The organism is Ruegeria sp. CDSB114, assembly GCF_059611025.1.
This window is the reverse complement of the sequence record NZ_JBXWOT010000001.1, coordinates 862190-883564: the sequence shown is the minus strand read 5'-3', so window position 1 is coordinate 883564 and position 21375 is coordinate 862190. Positions and strand designations below refer to the sequence as shown.

Genomic DNA, 21375 nt, shown 5'->3' with positions numbered 1-21375 from the left:
CCTGAAACAGGGAAATCACATGACTGATCAGGATACAGGCAAAGAACTCTGGGCCATCCGACTTGCCGAAAGAGTATCCGGTTTTCTGGAACGACCCCTGGTCAGAATCGCCATTCCCGTAATTGTCATGCTGGTCGCCCTGACCGTGCTGCATGAACTGTCTGCACATGTGAAATGGTCATCCGTTCAGACGGATGTGGCGAACACCTCTTGGACGCTGTTGTTCATCGCCTTGTGCTGGACCGCTTTTAGCTTTGTTTCCCTGTCTTTATACGACGTCTTTGCAGTCCAGAGCGTTGCCGACGGTGAGGTCCCTTTGCCGGTTGCAGGCATGGCCGGGGCCTGTGGTTATGCGGTGTCAAACTGCCTTGGGTTTTCCTACATCACGGGCACGGCGATCCGGTATCGGATCTACGCATCTTTGGGGCTGGATCTGGGGCGTGTCGCTGGGGTTATTGCGACCTCGTGGATCGCTTTCTGGTCTGGCATGACCTTGCTGTTGGGGGCTTTGCTGACCTTTCATCCCGACGGGATATCGAAGGTTTTGCCAATCAGCGATACGGTCGAGACGGTCATAGGATTGGGCCTTTTGATCGCTCTGGCAACGCTGTTCATCTGGCTGTCGAAAGGCGGGCGCAGGCTGGCCTATGGCGGGGTTGGATTTAACCTTCCCGGCGGCAAACTGGCCGGGTTGCTGACGCTGGCGGCCTTGGGCGATGTGTTTGGTGCGTCGATGGTTCTGTATGTGCTGCTGCCGACAGACCTTGGGATCGGCTACCCCTATTTCTTCACCATCTATATTGGCGCGATTGCGGTCGGCATCCTCAGCCATGCGCCGGGCGGAATTGGCGCCTTCGAGGCGACTATGATCGCGGGACTTGGCGCGTCAGGCCGGTCGGATGTCATTGCCGCGCTGCTGCTGTACCGCCTGGTCTATACGTTTCTTCCCTTCCTCATCGCCACGCTTTCAATCGCTGTGGCATCAGCGCTGAGCCACCGGCGACATATTACTGGTGCAGCCACTTGGGTTTATCGAGTGATCCGTCCGATCGTGCCCATGGTGGCCGCAGGCGTGGCCGCAGTGGCCGGTGTGATACTTCTGGTCTCCGGCGCGTTGCCTGCAAGCAGCGGTAACCTGGGTGTGCTACGGGATTTCCTGCCCCTTTCCTTTGTCGAAGCGTCCCACCTGGCCGGAAGTGCGGTAGGGGTCTTGCTGATCCTTGTGTCACGGGGGCTGTTTCGCAAGCTTTACCGGGCTTGGGTTGTGGCCATGCTGTTGATGCTGGCCGGTTTTGTCGCTTCGCTGACCAAAGGGCTGGATACGCACGAAGCGCTCAGCATGGTGGGTAGCATCGTTCTGCTGGCCATGTTCCGGGATGCTTTCTATCGGGTTAGCGGCGCGTCGATCTTCAGGTTGAACATACCTTGGCTGGTCAGCGTTCTTGCATTGCTTGCCGTGATCTTTTGGGTGGGTCTGTTTGCTTATTCCCATGTCGAATATCAAAATGCCCTGTGGTGGGAGTTTGCCTGGAACGGCGACGCCTCGCGGTTCCTACGATCCAGCCTTGTGGTTGCGGTCATCCTTGGGGTGGTTGCCGTTAGCTCACTGTTCGGGCGCGAGATTCCTGTTCCAGTCCGCACAGAAATCCCCGAAGTAGTCGAGCGTCTGGTGATGGAAAGCGAAGACACAGAATCCCAGATATCTTTGACCGGGGACAAACAATTCCTGATCGCGCCGGATGAAACCGCTTTTCTGGCCTATGCCGATACCGGCAACGCACTGGTCACCAAAGGTGAGCCAGTAGGGGATGAAACCGCCGGTAAACAGCTGATATGGCAGCTGCGCGAGATGGCGGACCGTGAGGGTAAACTTTGTGCCTTCTACAGCGTTTCCACCAAATACCTGCCGACCTTTCTAGACCTTGGCCTGTCGATCCTGAAAATTGGCGAAGTAGCGCGGGTGCCGTTGAAAGATTTCTCGCTGGACGGAAAATCCCGCAAGCGGTTCCGTCAGGCCAAGAACCGTGCCGAACGCGAAGGGTATGTTTTCGAGATTATCCCAAAAACGGAACTAACCCCGATCCTGCCCGAGTTGCGCAAGATTTCGGATGACTGGCTGGCGCAAAAGGCTGGGGCCGAGAAAGGTTTTGCGCTTGGCGGATTTGATGAAACCTATCTGTCCTATTTCGACCACGCGGTGCTGCGGAATGGCGAAACAGGTGAGATCGTCGCGTTTGCTAACCTGTTTCAGGGCGGGCAAAAATCAGAACTGTCGCTGGATCTGATGCGGTATGAACCAGATAGCCCAAGTTTTGTTATGGATGCGCTGTTTGCCGAGATGATGTCATGGGGCGCCGAGCAGGGGTTCCACTGGTTCTCGCTGGGGGCGGCACCGTTTTCCGGGATCGAAAACCGGCAACTGGCATCGCTGTGGAACCGCATTGGCGGCTTTGTCTATGAACATGGCGAACAGTTTTATCACTTTGAGGGGCTGCGCTCGTTCAAGCAGAAATTCGAACCGGAATGGAGCCCGAACTATTTGGCCAGCCCCGGAGGGCTGGCTGCGCCGCGTATCCTGTACGAGGTCAACATTCTGATTTCGGGCGGCTTGCGCGGTCTGGCGAAATAGCGCTCAGTTCAGGCTGGCTTGGGTCGGAGCCTGTTGCAGCAGGTCTCCCCAATCGGTGCGATAGGCCATTTCGGCCAGCACGGTTTCCGGCAGGAACTCCTGATTTTGCCGGATTTGCCAACCACCGCCTAAACCTTTGTAGACTGCAACCAGATTGCTCGAAACCTGCTGGCGGGCTTCGATCAGGTTGGCCTGTGATCGCAGCAATGCGGTTTGCGTGTTCAGAACGCGGGAATAGCTGGCGATGCCATCCCGGTATTGGTTCACCGCGATCTCGGCAGCTTTGCGCGATGCGGTGACGCTGTTTTGGTAGAATGTCACCTGTTTGCGTGATTGCGTATAGGCGACCATAGAACTTTCGACCTCGGAATAGGCGGTCAGGACGGTGTTTTGATAGTTCGCAATCAAAGCCTGATAAGCTGCGTCCTGGGCGCGGACATTATTCTTGATCCGCCCATAATTCAGCACATTCCAGACCACTCCGGCACTGGCCAGACCAGTATTGCTGGCGGATGAAAACAGGTCCTGACTGCCCGAGGCCTGCAGGCCGATCGAACCGGACAGGATGAACTGGGGATACAGGTCAGCAATCGCGATCCCAACTTGCGCAGACTGTGTGGCAGCGGCCAGTTCTGCGGCGCGTACATCCGGGCGTCGGCGCAGCAATTCCGCTGGTACTCCAACGGCGACGTTGGATCGGGCCGAAGGGATACGACCGGAATTACCCAGCAACCCGGCCATGCGCGAGGGTGTTGTTCCCAGTAAAACAGCCAAAGCATTCTTGGTCTGCTGAAGATCGCTTTCAATCTCCGGCACTAGCGCCATGGTATTGTTCAGCAGGGCGGTGGCCTCTTGCACATCCAGTTCAGTGGTGACGCCGTTGTTGAAACGCAGTTGCGTCAGATCAACCGATTCCTGTTGCAGCTTGATATTCTCTCGTGCCACGAACAGAGTTTCTTGCAGCGCGCGGAAGCTTACATATAACGCTGCTACATCGCCGGTCAGCGTGACCAAAGCGTCATCGTAATTAGCGACCTGAAGTGCCAGATTGGATCGTGCGGCCTGCACACCCCGGCGTTGCTGCCCCCACACATCCAGTTCCCATTGGGCGTCGAAGCCAACCTGCGAGGTCGAGAATTCGGTATCCAGAGGGATGATCCGATTGATATCGGAAATCGGCCCGATATTATCGCTGATCTGGCGCCGCTCGATCGAACCTCCGATGGCCTGCGATTGGGGGTAAAGCTCACCAAAGGCAATCCCAAGCTGTGCGCGGGCCTGTAATACGCGCGCACCGGCCACCTGTAGCGCCAGGTTCTGGGCATAGGCTTCGGCGATCAAACGGTTCAAAGTGGCGTCGTTGAAGGTCTCCCACCATTTTGCCACAGGGGCACTACGCGAGGTGAGGCCGCTGGGACCGACTGAGGGGTTGTTTACCTCGATCCATTCCTTCACGACCGGAGAGTTCGGTCGCACAAAATCAGGACCGACAGGTGCGCATCCCACCAGCAGCGCGGCACACAGGGCTGTGCCCATCAAACTGCGGTTTAGCCTGGCCCGTGTCATACAGCGTGTCCTTAAATGTCCAGTGGTCGGATGAAGTTTGCGAAGGAATAGAGGCGGATATTGATGCGCCGCAGGAACTCAAAGCTTTTGCCCTGGCCGGTATAGATTGCCACCGCGGCATGTCCACCGGCGGGAAAGACGTGGCCATCTGGAATATCGACCGAAATCTGCACGGCAATATGTCCAGGAATTTTTGGCAGTTCAAATCCGGGCAGGCGGCCTGATGGCAGATATTGACCCTGGCGGGTTGCCCACCAGATTGCCTCGACTTTGCCGGTCAGGATTTCTCCGGGATATAAGTCCAGCGCGACCTCAACCTGTTGCCCGGGTTTCACAAATTTCAGGTTCTGCTGCCGGTAAGTGGCGAGAATATAGGGGTTTTCCTTGGTCACAAAGCTGGCGATTGCGCCCAATCGGATATCACCGACAACCAGACCCGGGCGTGCCTGTTGTGAAACGATCATACCATCTTCGGGCGCGTAGATCGTAGTATTGTCCAGAAAGTACCGGGCCTTTTCCAACTGAGCCTGAGCTTGAACGATTCCGGTATTGACCCCGTCGATCTGCGAATCCAGCGCCAGCTTTGCCTTTTCCAGATTGGCTTCGGCCTCTTTTATCTTGGCCTGATCTTCCGTGACCTGCTCGTTCCAGCGATCCAGCTCATCCTCTCGGGCACCACCCGCAGGGACAAGGTTTTCATACCGTGCCTGCTGGGTCAGTGCATATGCCAGTTGCGCGTTTGCTCGCTCGACGGCTTCACCCGCGACGATCACATCCTGTTCCAGAATTTTGGCGTTCTGCTGGGCTGCAACCAACTGTGCGGATGCCTCTTCGAATTCAAGCGCAAAGACGGTGTCGTCGAACCGATACAGCGGATCCCCTTTCTTCACCTCTGTATTCGGCTCGACCAGAACCTCGGAAAGGATGGTTGGTTCAGTCAGGCGCGGTACGATCTGTATGGTTGAGCGGACCACGTGGCTGTCGATCGAAAACGGCTGGAAGAACCGCAGCGCAACCATAAAGATCAATAACAGATGAGCACCCACCCAGAAGGAAACGATGCCCCAGGCGATACTGAACTTAAGCCATTGCAGTTTGAAGAAGATCAGCCAGACAAAAATGATGTAGAAAAGCGTAATGCCAAGAGCGACAAACATATTGTGGGACTTCCTTTAGCCTTAGCTTTTTTGTGTTTCGTCCGGGTCCAGCGGATCGCGATATTCTTCAGTCAGTTCACCGCCCAACCGTTTGATATCCTTGCGTATCGCATCGCGTTCATCGTCGGGCAAACGGCGGATATCGACTGTGGCTGCATCGTGGAAAGCCCACATAAAGGCGTGAATCCAGGGAACGACGGCCAGAAACCCCATCCAGCCCATGATCTTGACTGCCTCGGCATGGGGATGGTTGCGTTTGATTGCGATGCGGCCGGGCAGTCCCATTATGAACAGAAACAGCGCCATTACAGCGGCCAGCAGCAGTATAAGTGCGATAAATGTCAGATAGTCATAATAGCCTAGCGGCTGCCCCAGTAGTCCCATTCCGATGCCTCCATGAGGGAAGGTTTATCCATCCTCAGTTGTTGGTGTCCAGTTCGTCAATCAATTTGTATCTTGTCGGCGGGTCAGCGCAGATACCTGGTCCACATTCCAACAAGGTCGACCCCGCATTCAGCGCGGCCAGCCCTAGCATCACAAAGAACGCGGTTTTGGCCAGCGTATTGCCCCCGAACCGTGGTTGATCGACGGTTGTGTCCTGATATTGACGGTCGAAAAGCAGCATGATTGCCGTGCCCAGCAGGATCAGAAAAAAGCAGATCGCGGCCCATGTGTAGTAGTGATACCCAAAAACAGGCGAACCATAGTGGCCCGTACCCGGTACGATATGCAGCAAGATCTGGCGAACTGAAACGCTGATCCCAAACAGTGCCGCAAGCAACATCAACGCATAATGCTGCGGCCGGGCTCCGTATAGCAGGTTCAGGCCCAAACCAACGCCCACCGCTACGAACCCGACCCGTTGCAATAAGCAAAGCGGGCAGGGCAGTTCGTTCAGCGCCAGCTGGTATCCGAAGGCCAGCACAAGAACGAGGCTGACCGCCAGGGTTCCCAACGCGTTCAGGGTGCGGGAAAGCTCGGGTGTCATTGTGGCCTCCTACAGCTGAATGGTCAGTTGGCTGGTGGCATGAAACTTCAGCCAGTAAACACTTAGGGCCATGGTGATGAAGAACACAACATTGGCCGCTTTGGTTTTTCTATAATAATTCAGCCCCATAGTGGCTGTGAGTAACGCAAATAAAAGCGCGATCATGGCCCGGATCTCCCCCTTGCCGTGCACTGATTGCAATATGTTGCGATACTGTCAGGGCCGGTCGCCTATGACAAGAACCACGTTTGGAATTACGCGTTTAATGCGAATCTCCGGTGGTTCGGCCGCTGTATACGACCCGCGTTCCCCATACCTTGCATTTACGTGCAAGCCCACTTGGAAGAGGTTGATCTGTAAAGAAAACGTCAACTTCGGACATTGAGGCAATACGGGCAGGGGCCGAGCGCTGAAATTTCGAATGATCGGCAACCAGAAAGCTGTGTCTGGCCTGTGCAATGATAGTCTGGCTGACACGGACTTCTTGGAAATCGAAATCGAGAAGATCACCATCGGCGTCCAGTGCGGAACACCCGATTACCGCATAATCGAACTTGAATTGTTCAATCGTTGAATTGGTCAGGTTGCCGATCAGACCACCGTCCGACCGGCGCAGAACACCACCGGCGACGACGATCTGGCAGTTCGTGTTTTCCACCAGGATACGCGCGACATTCATGTTATTTGTCACCACCATAAGATCTTTGTGGTTTAGCAACTGATGCGCGACAGCCTCGGTCGATGTACCGATGTTCAAAAAAAGCGATGCACCATCCGGTATGTTGGCAGCGCAAACCTGTGCGATACGGGTCTTGATTTCAGCATTCAGGGCGCGCCGGTCCTCGTAACCGATATTCGAAACGCCGGATCGCAGGACCGCGCCGCCATGAACCCGGTCCAGCTTGCCCAGTTCCGCAAGCTCGGAAAGATCACGCCGGATCGTTTGGACCGTGACACCAAACTGCAACGCCAGATCCTCGACCATGACGCGACCATTCTGCTTGGCGATTTCTATGATGTCTGACTGGCGGAACGAAAGAGACAAGGGAAGCTCCGGTTATTGGGTTCTTTCGTTTTTGTTCCTTTTTTCGCAATATTGCAACCGGCAGAAAACAAACATCGTTTGGACAACAACAAAAAATCGCTATTCTTGTTCGTTACGCGAAAAAAAACGAAAATCCACATTGACGAACCGAGTATCGAACGGGTTAATTGCCGCACGTTTTCAGCAAAAGGACTGACCTGCAAATGGCACAGCAGACTGGCCAGGTTACTGACCTATTCATCATCGGTGGCGGTATTAACGGTTGCGGGATCGCGCGTGATGCGGCCGGGCGGGGATTGTCGGTGACATTGGCCGAGATGAACGACTTGGCATCGGCGACGTCCTCTGCCTCGACCAAACTGTTCCATGGCGGCCTGCGGTATCTTGAGTACTTTGAATTCCGACTGGTCCGCGAGGCGCTGATCGAGCGTGAGACCTTGCTGCGGGCAATGCCGCATATCAGTTGGCCGATGCGCTTTGTGCTTCCGTACCACGATGGGATGCGCTTTGACTCGGACACGCCGACATCGCGCCTGCTGAGCATGGTGATGCCCTGGATGCGCGGTCGTCGCCCGGCCTGGCTGATCCGTCTGGGCCTGTTCATGTATGACCACCTCGGGGGGCGGAAAATTCTGCCGGGAACTTCGTCGCTGAATCTACGGTCTGCGCCCGAAGGCGGCCCGCTGCAGAACAGGTTCGAAACTGCCTATGAATATTCCGACTGCTGGATTGAGGATTCCCGTCTGGTGGTTCTGAACGCCCGTGATGCCGAGGCCAGAGGTGCCGAAATTCTGGTCCGGACAGAGGTTCTGTCTGCCGAAAGGGTCGATGACCTGTGGCATGTCACGATCCGCGACAAGCAGAGTGATGAAACGCGCGTCGTCCAGGCCAAGATGCTGATCAATGCCGGTGGCCCTTGGGTCGGGGACATTATTCAGGACAAAATCCACGTGAACTCGCGTGAAGGCGTTCGGTTGGTTCGCGGCAGCCATATCGTAACCCACAGGTTATTCAACCATGACAAATGCTATTTCTTTCAGGGCGAAGACGGGCGCATCATCTTTGCCATTCCCTATGAGAGAGATTTCACCCTTATTGGAACAACTGATCAGGATCACCCAGATCCATCGGTTCCTCCAGTCTGTACTGAGTCTGAACAGGAATATCTGTGTGCATTTGCGTCAAAATATTTTGAGCAGCCTGTGACCCACGAAGACATCGTTTGGACTTATTCCGGTGTGCGCCCTCTGTATGACGATGGGGCCAGCAGCGCAACGGCCGCGACCAGAGACTATACTCTGAAGGTCAATGGGCTTGGCGGCGCTCCGGTTTTGAATGTTTTCGGCGGCAAGATTACGACCTATCGCAGATTGGCCGAAAGTGCGCTTGAGAAAATCGCTGAGTACTTCCCGGATTTGCCCGGTCCATGGACCGCTGGTGTTTCTTTGCCGGGTGGCGATTTCCCCGTTAGCGCAGTGCAAGACCTTATTGCCGGTCTGGAATTCGACTATGCCTTTTTGAATCGCACATGGGCGGAACGGCTGGTGCGCGCCTATGGAACCGAGGCGCGCGCTATTCTGGCCGATGCAAAGACCGCTGAGGATCTGGGGGAAGAGTTCGGGGCGACTCTGACCGAACGCGAAATGGAATGGCTGGTCACCAAGGAATATGTGCGCTGCGCTGAAGATGCCATCTGGCGCAGAAACAAGCTGGGCCTAAGACTTGATGCCGATCAGATCGCTGCCATCCAGCGCTGGATCGAAAAGCGCCTGGCCCATTAAAGAAAAGCCCCGCGTTTTTGGCGGGGCTTTTTTTGATTTATGCGGCTTCTTCCGAAGGGTCGGGGTCGTTCTTTGTCCCTTTGAGCCATTCCCTCAGCCCCTGCATCAGGGCGTAAAGTACCGGCACAAGGATAACGCCAACCAGAGTTGCCGCCAGCATTCCGCCAAAGACGGCGACACCGATGGCCTTCTGGCTAGCCGCTCCCGCGCCGTTCGCGGCAAGCAACGGTACAACACCCAACAGGAAGGAGAGGGCAGTCATCATCACCGCGCGGAAACGTTGATGGGCGGCTTCGGCTGCAGCATCTTTGATCGAAAGGCCATTGGCACGCTGTTCCATTGCGAATTCAACGATGAGGATACCGTTCTTCGACGCAAGCCCCACCAGCATGATCATCCCGATCTGCGTGTACAGGTTTATGTCGCTGCCCACGATGGCCACTGCCGCAACCGCCCCGAACAGGGCAACAATAACCGATAGAAGAATAGACACCGGCATCGACCAGCTTTCGTATTGCCCCACCAGGAACAAATAAGCGAACAGGACAGCAAGCCCGAGGATAATGATCACAAGGCTGCCGGATGCAAGCTGCTGTTGCGCGGTACCTGTCCATTCAAACGCGTATCCCGAGGGTAGGGCGTTGGCGGATTCTTCTGTCATCACAGTGATAGCGTCGCCACTGGACAGCCCTGGCGCAGGTACAGCTGTAACAGTTGCCGAACGAAACAGGTTATGCCGTTTTAACAGGACTGGCCCCAACACGTTTTCCACGTCGATCAACGTACCCAATGGAACCATATCGCCCTTGGTCGAGCGCACATACAGGTTCGAAATATCTTCGACCTTGTTCCGATAGCTCCCCTCGGCCTGAATCATCACGCGGTAGACGCGGCCAAACAGGTTGAAATCGTTCACATAGTACGAGCCTAGTTGGGCTTGCATCGTCTGAAAAATCTCAGCAACAGACACTTCCAGGGTTTTCGCTTTCTCACGGTCCAGATCGACAAATAGCTGAGGAACATTGGCCCGGAATGTTGTATAGGCCTGACCAATCTCGGGTCGCTGGTTTGCAGCATAGACGAAGGACCCAACGGCCGAGGCCAGATCCTGAGGCGTACCGCCCCCGACTTGCTGAACCTCCATTTCCACACCGGCTGACATGCCGAGGCCCTGAATCGGTGGCGGGTTGAAGGCCACGATCGAAGCTGCGGATTCGCCATTTGCAATCGCCAGAACCTTGCCCAGAATGGCATCGGCAGACAGGTCGGGATCTTGCCGCTCGTCCCAGTTGTCGAGGTTCACAAAAACGGTCGCTCCATTTGTGGTTGTGCCGTTCAGCAGCGAAAATCCGTTGATCAGAACCGTACTGGCGACCCCCGAGATATCGCGGATCTGGTCGTCGACCCGACCTGCGATAGTCTCGGTGCGTTCCAGCGTTGCCGCATCTGGCAACTGGATGTCCACAAAGAGATAGCCGTTGTCTTCAAGCGGAATAAAACCGCTTGATGTGTTCGACATGATCGTCCCTGTACCCATTGCCAGAACAACGATGACGCCCAGTCCGGCGACTGGCAGAATTAACAGTTTGCGCACAATGACGACATAACCGTCGCGCAGCGTTCCGATGAAACGCTCAAACAGGGCCAGAATACCCTTGGGCGGACCCGAGCGTGCGCGCAGAACCAATCCGCAAAGCGCCGGAGACAAGGTCAAAGCGTTGATTGAAGAAATCACGACCGCAGTCGAGATGGTGACTGCAAACTGAGAATACAGTCGCCCCGAGATGCCAGGCATAAAGGTTACGGGCACAAAAACGGCCAGCAGAACCAGTGTGGTTGCTATGACGGGTCCGGTGATTTGGCCCATTGCTTTCCGTGTCGCCTCAGGCGGGGACAACCCTTCGTCGGCGATAATGCGTTCAACGTTTTCAACCACCACGATGGCATCATCGACCACGATCCCGATGGCCAGTACAAGCGCGAACAAAGAAATTGTGTTCAGGGACATCCCAAACGCCAGCAGGAACGCGAACGTCCCGATCAGCGAAACAGGAATAGCAACCGCCGGAATGATCGTGGCACGCCAACTGCCCAAAAAGACAAATACGACCGAAATCACCAAAACGAACGTCAGCATCAGGGTGGAAACCACGTCGTTCAGAGATTGTTCCACGAAGTCTGTCGTGTTGAAGGGTACCTGATATTCAACATCTGTTGGGAACGAACGCGACAGCCGGTCCAATTCGGCCTGAACACGATCAGAAACAGCCAACGCATTGGCACCGGGGGCTTGATAGATACCGATAACCGTTGCGGGTTCTGCCTGGAAATAGCCCGAAGCCGAGTAGAACTGCGCTCCAAGTTCGGTTCTGGCAATGTCCCTTATGCGTACGATTGCCCCTGCATCACCAGTACGGATGACAATATTGCCAAATTCAGCGGCCGAGGTCAGCCGGCCCTTGGTCTTGATCGTATATTGAAATGTCTGCCCCTCAGGGACCGGCGGCGAGCCTATTGAACCGGCAGACACTTCGATATTCTGTTCGCGGATAGCGTCTATGACATCACCCGGTGAAATCGACAGGGCGGTCATCTTGTCGGGATCCATCCAGATCCGCATTGCATATTCAAGGTTAGTCAGAACATCGGCTTTACCAACACCCTGTACGCGCGCCAACGCATCTTTCAGGTTGATCGAAGCGTAGTTCGACAAGAATACACTGTCATAGGTGCTTTTGGGTGAGGTCAGCGTGACCAGCATCAGCATATTGGTCGATGCCTTCTGCGTAACGACACCCGACGAAGTCACCTCTGACGGAAGCGAAGACATGGCCTGCGCAACGCGGTTCTGCACGTTGACGGATGCAATGTCGGGATCGGTGCCGACTTCGAAGGTAATATTCAACGAATACGAGCCGTTATCCGAAGAGGTGGACGTCATGTAGATCATGTCATCCACGCCGTTGACCTGCGCCTCGATCGGCGCGGCGACGGTGTTCTCGACCGTTTCGGCATTGGCACCGGTATAGGTGGCGGAAACGCTGACGACCGGTGGCGTAATATCAGGAAACTGGGCGACCGGCAGAACCATATAGCCGATCCCGCCCATGATCGTCAGGACAAGCGAAATAACTAGAGCCAGCTTGGGCCGGCTGATGAACAGGGATGAGAACATCTGTTACTCTCCCGGCTGCTCGGATGCGGTGACAGCATCCACTGCCACACCCGGGCGCACGCGCTGGAGGCCCTCGACGATCACGCTTTCCCCTTCGCGCAGGCCGTCCAGAACGATCACAGCAGTTCCGACATTGTCGCCGGTGGTGATATAGCGCTGTTCGACCATTTGCTTATCGTTAACGACCAGAACGAAATCACCGCGCTGATCACGTGACAAGGCCGCCTGCGGGATCAGAACCTGCAAGGTCGGCTCCAGCGCTTCGATATGAACGCTCAGAAACTGACCATCGAGGATCAGCCGGTCGGCATTTGTGAATTCGGCCCGCATTGCAATCGTTCCAGTTAGCGGGTCGATACGGTTGTCAACGAAAACAATCGAACCTGTTTCGCCCAAGTCCGATCCATTGGGCAGTGTTACATGCACATTCGGGCTTTTGGGGCTTTCGGCCAGCGACGATGCATTCTCGCCATATTGTTCAAGAACCGAGGTAAACTGTTTCTCGTTCAACGAGAAATTCACATACACTGGTGCCTCGCTGACGATATTCACCAATGGTGGGTTGTTCGGGCCGACAACGTCCCCGACGCTGATAGCGACCCGCCCGATACGGCCGGTGAACGGTGCGTGGACCTTAGTATAGCTCAGATCAAGTTCGGCCTGTTGGATTGCGGCTTTCGCGGCTTTGACTTCGGCAATGGCCACAAGTTCGTTGGCACGGGCGATATCCCGTTCGCTTTCCGGAGTGGCATCGCGTTTGTAAAGTTCTTCTTTACGGGCCAGGTCAACTTTGGCGAGCTCAAGATTTGCTTCGGCACGGTCCAGATCGGCATTCCGTGCATCTAGTGTTGCCTGATACAGGTCCGGCTCAATCGTGAACATAAGGTCGCCTTCATTCACCATCGCGCCGTCTTCAACATTCTGACTGTCCAGAAAACCGCTGACCCGGGCGACGATATCGGCCTTGTTCAGCGCCTCAGCTCGACCGATGAAAGTCGCCTCGTCCGTGATTTCTTGTGTATAGGCCGCAGCGATGGACACTTTCGGCGGTGGGGCGTCACTTTTATCCTGCGCGGCAGCTGGCACCACCAACCCACACAGGGCCAAAGCTGCGGCATACCAAACGGATTTGGCTATGGGGTCGTTCGGTCGAAAGCTGAAAAGTGTTGATGCAAGGATCATGGCAGAAGCCCCATTGAAACAAAAACTGGACACAACTCGGGTCGCCGCCAGCGGTCCGAGTCGCCTAAACTCTTTGTGAGGATGGCTGGTTTTGGTAGGTTTCTCAAGCGTGTTAGCCCGTAAGGCAATCGCTTACCCAAGGATATTTTTCTGTAAGGTGGCAGGTTTACGTAAATCGGCCAGGGCTAGTTTCCTGATCTGGCAAGGGCGTTTCCGGCAATCTGGATCAAATGCAAAATGAAAAAGGGGGCCGTTAAGCCCCCTGTATTTTTTTCCCGGTCGGGTGTCTTAGGTGCGGACACCTGCAAAACGGTCCTGCCAGTCTTCGCGCTGTTCGTCGGTGATCTTGGCGAACAGAACATCGGGAACGGCAAAGTCGTGGCCTGCGGGCAGGGCGGACAGGGCCGCCGCAACATCGTCAGGCCAGGCGGTATCCAGCGTGTTCATCGCGCTCAGCATACGGGCGCTGGTTTCGGGAATGAACGGCGCACTGAGCACGGCATAGAGCCGGATCAAGTTCAGACCCAGACGCACCTGTACCGCGGCCTGTTCGGGATCTTCCTTGAAGGTCGACCAGGGTGCCGCGGATTGAAGATACTCGTTCCCGGCAACCCAGATGGCGCGCAATTCCTGGGCGGATTTGCGAACTTCCATCGCCTCCATGAACCCTTCATAGGCGCGGACGCGGCGGGTCAGCTCCTCGATCAGGGCCTGCTCGCGGTCGCCATAGGTGCCGCCTTGGGGCACCGCCTCGCCGAATTTTGAGCGGCAGAACTTGGTGATCCGGCTGACGAAGTTACCCAACACATCGGCCAGATCCTTGTTCACCGATTGCTGGAAGTTCTCCCAGGTAAATTCGCTATCGCTGCTTTCGGGCGCATGGCTCAGCAGCCACCAGCGCCAGTAATCGGCAGGCAGGATGTCCAGTGCCTGATCCATGAATACGCCGCGACCTTGGCTGGTCGAGAACTGGCCGCCGTCATAGTTCAGGTAGTTGAAGGATTTCAGATGGTCGACCATCTTCCACGGCTCTCCCGAACCTAGAATGGTCGCCGGGAAGGACAGGGTATGGAAAGGCACGTTGTCCTTACCCATGAATTGAACATAGCGCACGTCATCGGCACCTTTGTCAGTGCGCCACCAGCGCTCCCACTCGGTATCCGCTTTTCCGGTCGCATCAGCCCATTCCTTGGCGCAGGCGATGTATTCGATCGGCGCGTCGAACCAGACGTAAAAGACCTTGCCTTCCATACCCGGCCAGTCCTGATCGCCTTTCTTGACCGGCACGCCCCAGTCCAGATCGCGGGTGATGCCGCGATCCTGCAGGCCGTCACCATCATGCAGCCATTTCTTGGCGATGGAGGTGGTCAGGATCGGCCAATCGGTCTTGGAGTCGATCCAGGCGTTTAGTTGATCCTTCATTGATGACTGGCGCAAATACAGGTGCTTGGTTTCGCGAACCTCAAGGTCGGTCGAACCGGAAATGGCAGAACGCGGCTCGATCAGGTCGGTCGGATCCAGTTGCTTGGTGCAGTTTTCGCACTGGTCTCCACGTGCACGGTCGTACCCGCAGTTGGGGCAGGTGCCTTCGATATAGCGGTCAGGAAGAAAGCGCCCATCGGCGTGGGAATAGACCTGTTTCTCGCTCACCTCGCGGATCAGGCCGGCGTCATCCAATTTGCCTGCGAAATGCTGGGTCAGCGCCTTGTTCTGGGGGCTGGATGAGCGGCCGAAGTGATCGAAACTCAGGCCAAAGCGCTGTGCGATATCGGCTTGCACGCCATGCATCTCGGCACAGTAGTCGGCGACCGGCTTGCCTGCCTTGGCGGCGGCCAGCTCGGCCGGGGTGCCGTGTTCGTCGGTGGCGCAGAGAAACATGACCTCATTCCCCCGGCCGCGCTGATACCGCGCATATAGGTCGGCGGGCAGTTGCGAGCCGATCAGATTGCCGAGGTGCTTGATCCCGTTGATGTAGGGGATCGCCGAGGTGATGAGAATCCGAGCCATGTTCCGTTTCCGCGTATGTAACTGCAGGCCCGTCTATCTTATGTCACAGCCCAGCAAAAGCCCGGCTTTTGCACGGATGCAACTTTCCGGCCCCATGCACGGAAAAATCCCCTGAAAACTGATTTCACGACTGCCCCAAAGGCACAGTGTCAATTACCCATAGGTTGAAATATAGGATCACAACCTCTTGAAACTTTGTCATGACTCCCCATATTAACTGCATACCATAGTATACAATAGCGGAGACAGCCCACTGATGTTCAGCTTTCTACTCGAGGGTGCATTTGTGCCCTTTACCATTGCGATTGCGCTGTTGTTTGGCCTTTTGGGGCTGGAACTGGTGGCGCTGATGCTGGGTGGAAGCCTGATGGCGGGTGAGGGCGAGGTTGACCTTGATCTGGTTGACGCTCCGGAATTGGACATTGGTGATTTCGAACTTGATCTGGACGCGGATGTTGATCTGGGTGAGTTCGAGCTGGCCGAGGTTGCGGCGGAAACGCCGGTTGTGACCTCGGACGGTCCTGCAAGCTGGCTGGGCTTTGGCAAAGTACCGTTCATGATCTGGCTGGTGGTTCTGCTGGCTGGTTTCGGCCTGTCGGGCATCGGCCTGCAGCTGGGCCTGCGTGATGTGATGGGCTTTGATCTGCCCTCATGGATTGCTGCGATCCCGGCCGGGGCCTTTGGCATCTGGTTTGCGCGTGGCTTTAGCGCGGTCTTTGCCCGCCTGCTGCCGAAAACCGAGACCGAGGCTATGTCCGAACGGATGCTGGCCCGCCGTCGCGGTTTCATCTCGCAAGGGACAGCATCGCGTGGCCGCCCGGCCGAAGTGCGGGTCATGGATCGCTTTGGCAATGCGCATTACCTGCGCGCTGAGCCCCTGCAGGACAAGGATACGCTGGAACAAGGCACCGAAGTGCTTGTCCTGCGCGACCGACGGCAAGACCGGTTCGTTCTGGTCGGCTTGTCAAACTAACTAAATTTCAAACCCCAATCTCGGAGGAATTTGCATGGAACTTACATTCCTAGCCGTCACAGTTGTGACCATTTTAGCGGTCGTTATGTTCATCGGCCTTGTACTGGCCCGACTATACCGCCGCGCAACCCGCGAGGTCAGCCTGGTGAAAACCGGTGCTGGCGGTAAGAAAGTCATCATGGATGGTGGCGTCATCGTCGTGCCGCTGTTGCATGAGGTCAGCCCGGTCAACATGAAGACCCTGCGTCTTGAGGTGCAGCGCAGCGCCGAGGCCGCTTTGATCACCAAAGACCGGATGCGTGTTGACGTGGGGGTCGAGTTCTATGTCTCGGTCATGGCCACTGAAGAGGGTATCGCACGTGCTGCCCAAACCCTGGGCGCCCGCACATTCGATGTCGAACAGCTGCGGGAAATGATCGAAGGCAAACTGATCGACGGTCTGCGCGCCGTGGCCGCGCAGATGACCATGGACGGTCTGCACGAAAACCGTGCCGACTTTGTGCAAGAGGTGCAGAACGCTGTGTCCGAAGATTTGTTGAAAAACGGTCTGTCGCTGGAATCGGTCTCGCTGACCGCGCTGGACCAGACCCCGTTCGAAGCACTTGATGAAAACAACGCCTTTAACGCCGTGGGTATGCGTAAGCTGGCCGAGGTGATTGCGACCTCGAAAAAAGAGCGGGCGCAGATCGATGCGGATGCCGAGGTGGAAGTGCGCCGTGCAGCGATGGAAGCTCAGCGTCAGAAGCTGTTGATCGACAAGGACGAAGAGCAGGCGCGCATCGAACAGACGCAACAGATCGAAACCCTGCGCGTGGCGCAAGAGGCCGAGATTGCCGCGCGGACCGAGGATTCGGTACGTGAAACCGAGCGTGCCCGGATTGCCCGTGAAGAAGCCATTCGTGGCGCCGACATTGAGCGCGAGCGTAAAATCCGCGAGGCCGAGATCTCGAAAGAGCGCGAGCTGGAGGTTGCCGAGCAAGAGCGTCAGATCATCATCGCGCAGAAATCCGAAGAGGAAAGCCGCGCGCGTGCATCCGCTGATCTGGCCCGTGCCGAGGCGACCAAAGCGACCGAAGCCGTGGTTACCGCCCGCGATGTGGCCGAGGCCGAGCGTCAGAAGCAGATCGTTCTGATCGAAGCGACGCGTGAGGCCGAGCGTCAGGCAACAGCTATCCGTCTGGCCGCCCAAGCCGAGAAAGAGGCCGCCGCTGACCGTGCTGAGGCGCGCCGCGAAGAGGCGCAGGCCGAAGCGGATGCGCTGAACATTCGGGCCGAGGCCAAGAAGAACGACATGCTGGCCGAAGCGGAAGGTAAGCGCGCGATTGTCGAGGCTGACAATGCCCTGTCCGTCGATCAAATCCGTCTGAAGGTTGATCTGGCCCGGATTGAGGCGATGCCGACGATCATTGCGGAAATGGTCAAGCCCGCCGAAAAGATCGACTCGATCAAGATCCATCAGGTTGGCGGGATCGGTGCCGCCGGTAGTGGCGGAGGCGCCAATGGCGACAAGCCGGTGGTGAACCAGGCGCTGGATTCGATCATGGGTATGGCCGTGCAGATGCCCGCGCTGAAAAAGCTGGGCGAAGAGCTGGGCTTATCGATGGAGAACGGTGTGGGCGGTATCGTCAACGGCGCGCTCGAGCCGACGGTTGATCCGGTGGAAGAGGTCGAAGTTGTCGACAAGGAACCACATACCGAACACTAAAGCGAATGGGCCGGGATTTTCCCGGCCCTTTTTCTATCGCCCCTCGCGGGATCGTTTCAGCAAGCGTCCGATGGTAAACGAGGTCCGCGGTGAATAGACATAACTGGTGCGTTCCTCGGGTGTTGGTCGAGACCGCATCCGCGCCAGACCAAAGATGATCAGGAACACGTGGCCAAGCGCTACAAAGGCAAAAAGCGCGCCGGGTCCAAAGGACTGAATAAGTGTGGATGACAGATAGGGAGACGCAATCGCTCCGAGCGCATACCAGAACATCAGGGCGGCCGACAGCTCGACCCTTTGTTCGGTTGTCGCAAAGTCGTTGGCATGCGCAGACGAGACCGAGAATATTGGGAAGGTCGTAAAGCCGAACAAACTTGCAGACAACATAACACCAACGGTACCGGTGTTGCTGGCGGCCATGGTTACGCCACAGCTTAGGACTGCGGCAACCGAAAGCCAGATCAAGACCCAGCGCCTGTCATATTTGTCTGCTAGCCATCCCATAGGATATTGCGCCAGCGCGCCGCCCAGGACAAAGGAAGCCAGGAAGAACGCGATCTGATCGACGCCAAGCCCCACTTCTTGCCCGTAAACAGGACCAACCATCCGAAAGGACGCGGAACTCAACGCGGCAACCACCACCCCGGCCACCGCCAGAGGAGAGCTGTTCCAGGCCAGTTTCGGGCGCAGCCGCGGGGCGTCGGGCGTTTTGGGCTGGCTGGCGCGCGTCAGTGTTAGCGGCAACAGGGCAGCGCAGCACAGGATCGCCAGCAAGTTATACGAGACATATGATGCTGGTGGCAGAACTGCGATGATCAGCTGGGCGCAGAGGGACGCGCCCATATCGACGATGCGATAGGTGCCCATGGCGCGCCCGCGCGTCTCATTCGTGACCTTTGCGTTCAGCCAGGCCTCGATCACTGTGTAGCACCCGGCGACACAGGCGCCTGACGCGATCCGAAGCATCGCCCAGATATAGGGGTCGTCGGTCAGTGTGTGCCCCAGCAACCCCATTGCGCCCAAAGCTGTGCAAACGGCAAATGCCCGCGAATGGCCGACGCTTCCCATCAGGCGCGGGGCCCACCAGCATCCGACAAAGAAGCCAACGAAATGAGCCGAACCCAACAGACCAATCTGCCCAGTGGTGAAATTCAGGGTCAGGCCGGAAATCGCATCCAGCGGGCCAACGCCACCGGTGGACAGTTGAAGCAGAATGACGGAAAGAAATAGGGCGGCAAAGGAAATGATCGTGCGCATGATGGGCTCAGATTGCGATATTTCCAGCGCGGTGCGCGCGGCTTATCGACTTTGTGGCGTCGTTTTTGATCTATCCAGTCTTTTTGATCTTGGCCCGGATATCAAGGCCAACAGTTTCCTTTACGAGGTCGGAATAACCCGAGGCGCCAAATTCGTGACGGTTCAGTGAACCGCTGAGTTGGATGGAGAGGTTATTCAAGTTGTCTCGGGCGCTGCCGGGCGGGCGAAATATATTGGCGCGCAATGTGATTGGTCGCGTTACGCCACGCAAGGTCAGATCTCCTGTGATCTCGGCCCCGTTCGAGATACGCCCACCTTCGCCAAGCTGAATATCGGTCGAGGTGAAATTAATTGTGGGAAATCCTGTGGCGTCCAGAACCCCAGCGCTGAGCATCGGTTTGCGGGCGAAGGGCAGGTTGGTGCGCGCCTTGGCGACGTTTAGCGAGACATCCACCCGGCTGTTGGTCAGGTCGGTCATGTCAATTCGGATATCTGCAGATTGTATCGGCATGGTTCCGGACTGTGTGATGCCGGACAGCTCGAACGTAAAATCTACGGAAGTGCCATTGCGGACCAGTTCATAGGGACGCAACCCGGCCAGAGCCGGGCGCGCAAATGGAAGGGCGCTAAACCCGGACAGTACAGCGCGCCTTGTCAGTTGGGTCATATCATGACCTCCTGCCTGCGGGGCCGCGATCGCCTTAGCAACATCAGCAGGATAGCGATGTTCAGCCCGTTCCAGAGGATGCCATTGATAAAGGCCAGTTGATAATTTCCGGTTAAGTCGTAAATCCACCCGGACATCCATCCGCCCAGTGCCATGCCCATGATGGTCATCATCATGACAAAGCCAACGCGTGCTCCGGCCTCTTGCGGGGGCATATATTCACGTACGACCAGCGCATAGCTGGGTACAATGCCGCCCTGCGCCAGACCGAACATGAGGCTGATAATGTAAAGTGAGGCCATCCCATCATAGGGAAGGAACAGAAATAGGGCGATACATTGCAGGAAAGAGCCGACCAGCAATGTCATCAACCCGCCCAGCTTGTCGGCGACCAACCCCGAGATCACTCGGCTGACCACGCCGCCCAGCAACATCAGCGAGAGCATCTCGGCCCCGACCGCCGGGCCATATCCGAGCCCGACGCAGTAGGACACGATATGGACCTGCGGCATCGACATGGCCACGCAACAGCCAATTCCGGCCAGACCAAGAACGTATTGCAAGCTGCGCGGCGATATTCCCACGCTGCGCGCGTTGATCTGCGCATTGGCGGCGGCGGTCTGATGGGCCTCGATCGGGACTTGCCGGCGCAGCAGCAGAGACAGGGGTATGACAACGAGCAGCGTTATGACCGCCAGCGTCAGATAGACCTGCTGCCATCCCTCACGTGCAAGGATGCCTGACAGAAGCGTTGGCCAGATCGCCCCGGACAGGTAATTTCCGCTGGCAACCAACGCCACCGCAATCCCGCGGCGTTTCATGAACCAGTGTGAGATATCCGCGATCAGAGGGCCAAAACCAACAGCCGTGCCCAACCCCAACAGCAGATGGGCCAGTGACAAGAGCAGCATATTCGGCGCCCATGTTGCCAACAGATAGCTGACCGCGCTCAGAAGGGCGGCACCGATCAGTGCCTTGGTCACGCCCAACCGATCAACCAGTTGCCCCAGCCACATGTTCCCCAGTGCAAACCCGATCATCGACAGGACATAGGGAAATGAGGCTTCGGCCCGACCGGCGCTGAATTGCGCCTCGATCGCGGGCATCACGACGATTACCGCCCACATGCCCACATTCGCCACCGTAGCGATTGCGAGGGTGATCAGAAGGCGAAGCCAAGAATAGCGGCTGTCATGGATTGGATGGCTCATACCGGAACGCTAGGGGTGGATGTAGCACTTGG

General features: G+C 56.6%; 16 protein-coding genes. 4 read left to right on the top strand and 12 right to left on the bottom strand.

All coding sequences use genetic code 11. From position 1 onward, the window contains the following. Window positions 1-19 precede the first annotated feature (19 nt). Entirely contained in the window at window positions 20-2629 is a 2610-nt protein-coding gene (gene mprF, locus AC2FIP_RS04390; protein ID WP_496785296.1) for a bifunctional lysylphosphatidylglycerol flippase/synthetase MprF, read from the top strand. A 3-nt stretch (window positions 2630-2632) separates the two neighbouring features. Here mprF and AC2FIP_RS04385 read toward each other — a convergent pair whose 3' ends face one another. From AC2FIP_RS04385 to AC2FIP_RS04360, 6 genes are all read right to left on the bottom strand, one after another. Beyond that, on the bottom strand, window positions 2633-4195 hold the full coding sequence (locus AC2FIP_RS04385; protein WP_496785294.1) for an efflux transporter outer membrane subunit: 1563 nt from the start codon (window positions 4193-4195) through the stop codon (window positions 2633-2635). 11 nt (window positions 4196-4206) lie between these two features. Beyond that, entirely contained in the window at window positions 4207-5352 is a 1146-nt protein-coding gene (locus AC2FIP_RS04380; protein WP_142634305.1) for an HlyD family secretion protein, read from the bottom strand. 21 nt (window positions 5353-5373) lie between these two features. Continuing rightward, complete coding sequence (locus tag AC2FIP_RS04375) at window positions 5374-5736, bottom strand: DUF3302 domain-containing protein (protein WP_496690695.1); 363 nt, start codon at window positions 5734-5736, stop codon at window positions 5374-5376. A gap of 34 nt (window positions 5737-5770) precedes the next feature. Continuing rightward, a complete protein-coding gene (locus AC2FIP_RS04370) occupies window positions 5771-6340 on the bottom strand; it encodes a disulfide bond formation protein B (RefSeq protein WP_496731702.1) in 570 nt (189 codons plus the stop codon). 9 nt (window positions 6341-6349) lie between these two features. After that, on the bottom strand, window positions 6350-6505 hold the full coding sequence (locus AC2FIP_RS04365) for a DUF5993 family protein (RefSeq protein WP_271946630.1): 156 nt from the start codon (window positions 6503-6505) through the stop codon (window positions 6350-6352). Between the two features lie 97 nt (window positions 6506-6602). Further along, window positions 6603-7385 carry a DeoR/GlpR family DNA-binding transcription regulator gene (locus AC2FIP_RS04360; protein WP_496785292.1) on the bottom strand — a complete coding sequence of 261 codons (783 nt, stop codon included), beginning with the start codon at window positions 7383-7385 and terminating at the stop codon, window positions 6603-6605. A 203-nt stretch (window positions 7386-7588) separates the two neighbouring features. Between AC2FIP_RS04360 and glpD the strand changes: the two genes are divergently transcribed. After that, window positions 7589-9166: a glycerol-3-phosphate dehydrogenase gene (gene glpD / locus AC2FIP_RS04355; RefSeq protein ID WP_496700155.1), complete on the top strand. Its 1578-nt coding sequence runs from the start codon at window positions 7589-7591 to the stop codon at window positions 9164-9166. A gap of 37 nt (window positions 9167-9203) precedes the next feature. Here the strand turns inward: glpD and AC2FIP_RS04350 are convergent, their stop codons facing one another. The 3 genes from AC2FIP_RS04350 to metG all read right to left on the bottom strand — a co-directional run bounded on the left by AC2FIP_RS04350 (window position 9204) and on the right by metG (window position 15530). Continuing rightward, the gene (locus AC2FIP_RS04350) at window positions 9204-12341 is read right to left on the bottom strand and encodes an efflux RND transporter permease subunit (RefSeq protein ID WP_496690692.1); all 3138 of its coding nucleotides are present in this window, start codon (window positions 12339-12341) and stop codon (window positions 9204-9206) included. Window positions 12342-12344: 3 nt separating this feature from the next. Further along, the gene (locus AC2FIP_RS04345; RefSeq protein WP_281972227.1) at window positions 12345-13523 is read right to left on the bottom strand and encodes an efflux RND transporter periplasmic adaptor subunit; all 1179 of its coding nucleotides are present in this window, start codon (window positions 13521-13523) and stop codon (window positions 12345-12347) included. A 288-nt stretch (window positions 13524-13811) separates the two neighbouring features. Then, window positions 13812-15530, bottom strand: coding sequence for a methionine--tRNA ligase (gene metG / locus AC2FIP_RS04340; RefSeq protein WP_496785290.1), 1719 nt, complete (start codon window positions 15528-15530; stop codon window positions 13812-13814). Window positions 15531-15786: 256 nt separating this feature from the next. Between metG and AC2FIP_RS04335 the strand changes: the two genes are divergently transcribed. After that, a complete protein-coding gene (locus tag AC2FIP_RS04335) occupies window positions 15787-16503 on the top strand; it encodes an OB-fold-containig protein (RefSeq protein WP_496785289.1) in 717 nt (238 codons plus the stop codon). A 34-nt stretch (window positions 16504-16537) separates the two neighbouring features. Next, window positions 16538-18208 carry a flotillin family protein gene (locus tag AC2FIP_RS04330; RefSeq protein ID WP_496785288.1) on the top strand — a complete coding sequence of 557 codons (1671 nt, stop codon included), beginning with the start codon at window positions 16538-16540 and terminating at the stop codon, window positions 18206-18208. A gap of 33 nt (window positions 18209-18241) precedes the next feature. Here the strand turns inward: AC2FIP_RS04330 and AC2FIP_RS04325 are convergent, their stop codons facing one another. The 3 genes from AC2FIP_RS04325 to AC2FIP_RS04315 form a co-directional block, all read right to left on the bottom strand. Continuing rightward, on the bottom strand, window positions 18242-19465 hold the full coding sequence (locus AC2FIP_RS04325; RefSeq protein ID WP_496785287.1) for an MFS transporter: 1224 nt from the start codon (window positions 19463-19465) through the stop codon (window positions 18242-18244). Window positions 19466-19535: 70 nt separating this feature from the next. Further along, entirely contained in the window at window positions 19536-20132 is a 597-nt protein-coding gene (locus AC2FIP_RS04320) for a YceI family protein (protein WP_496785285.1), read from the bottom strand. Beyond that, window positions 20129-21343 (bottom strand): MFS transporter, encoded by a 1215-nt coding sequence (locus AC2FIP_RS04315; RefSeq protein WP_496695173.1) that lies wholly within the window; start codon window positions 21341-21343, stop codon window positions 20129-20131. The genes AC2FIP_RS04320 and AC2FIP_RS04315 overlap by 4 nt, the downstream gene beginning before the upstream one ends. Between the last annotated feature and the right edge of the window lie 32 nt (window positions 21344-21375).

Excerpts from the sequence above, each read along its gene's own strand:
- mprF (WP_496785296.1), top strand. The coding sequence starts at position 20 with ATGACTGATCAGGATACAGGCAAAGAACTCTGGGCCATCCGACTTGCC.
- AC2FIP_RS04385 (WP_496785294.1), bottom strand. The coding sequence starts at position 4,195 with ATGACACGGGCCAGGCTAAACCGCAGTTTGATGGGCACAGCCCTGTGT.
- AC2FIP_RS04380 (WP_142634305.1), bottom strand. The coding sequence starts at position 5,352 with ATGTTTGTCGCTCTTGGCATTACGCTTTTCTACATCATTTTTGTCTGG.
- AC2FIP_RS04375 (WP_496690695.1), bottom strand. The coding sequence starts at position 5,736 with ATGGGACTACTGGGGCAGCCGCTAGGCTATTATGACTATCTGACATTT.
- AC2FIP_RS04370 (WP_496731702.1), bottom strand. The coding sequence starts at position 6,340 with ATGACACCCGAGCTTTCCCGCACCCTGAACGCGTTGGGAACCCTGGCG.
- AC2FIP_RS04365 (WP_271946630.1), bottom strand. The coding sequence starts at position 6,505 with ATGATCGCGCTTTTATTTGCGTTACTCACAGCCACTATGGGGCTGAAT.
- glpD (WP_496700155.1), top strand. The coding sequence starts at position 7,589 with ATGGCACAGCAGACTGGCCAGGTTACTGACCTATTCATCATCGGTGGC.
- AC2FIP_RS04350 (WP_496690692.1), bottom strand. The coding sequence starts at position 12,341 with ATGTTCTCATCCCTGTTCATCAGCCGGCCCAAGCTGGCTCTAGTTATT.
- AC2FIP_RS04345 (WP_281972227.1), bottom strand. The coding sequence starts at position 13,523 with ATGATCCTTGCATCAACACTTTTCAGCTTTCGACCGAACGACCCCATA.
- metG (WP_496785290.1), bottom strand. The coding sequence starts at position 15,530 with ATGGCTCGGATTCTCATCACCTCGGCGATCCCCTACATCAACGGGATC.
- AC2FIP_RS04335 (WP_496785289.1), top strand. The coding sequence starts at position 15,787 with ATGTTCAGCTTTCTACTCGAGGGTGCATTTGTGCCCTTTACCATTGCG.
- AC2FIP_RS04330 (WP_496785288.1), top strand. The coding sequence starts at position 16,538 with ATGGAACTTACATTCCTAGCCGTCACAGTTGTGACCATTTTAGCGGTC.
- AC2FIP_RS04325 (WP_496785287.1), bottom strand. The coding sequence starts at position 19,465 with ATGCGCACGATCATTTCCTTTGCCGCCCTATTTCTTTCCGTCATTCTG.
- AC2FIP_RS04320 (WP_496785285.1), bottom strand. The coding sequence starts at position 20,132 with ATGACCCAACTGACAAGGCGCGCTGTACTGTCCGGGTTTAGCGCCCTT.
- AC2FIP_RS04315 (WP_496695173.1), bottom strand. The coding sequence starts at position 21,343 with ATGAGCCATCCAATCCATGACAGCCGCTATTCTTGGCTTCGCCTTCTG.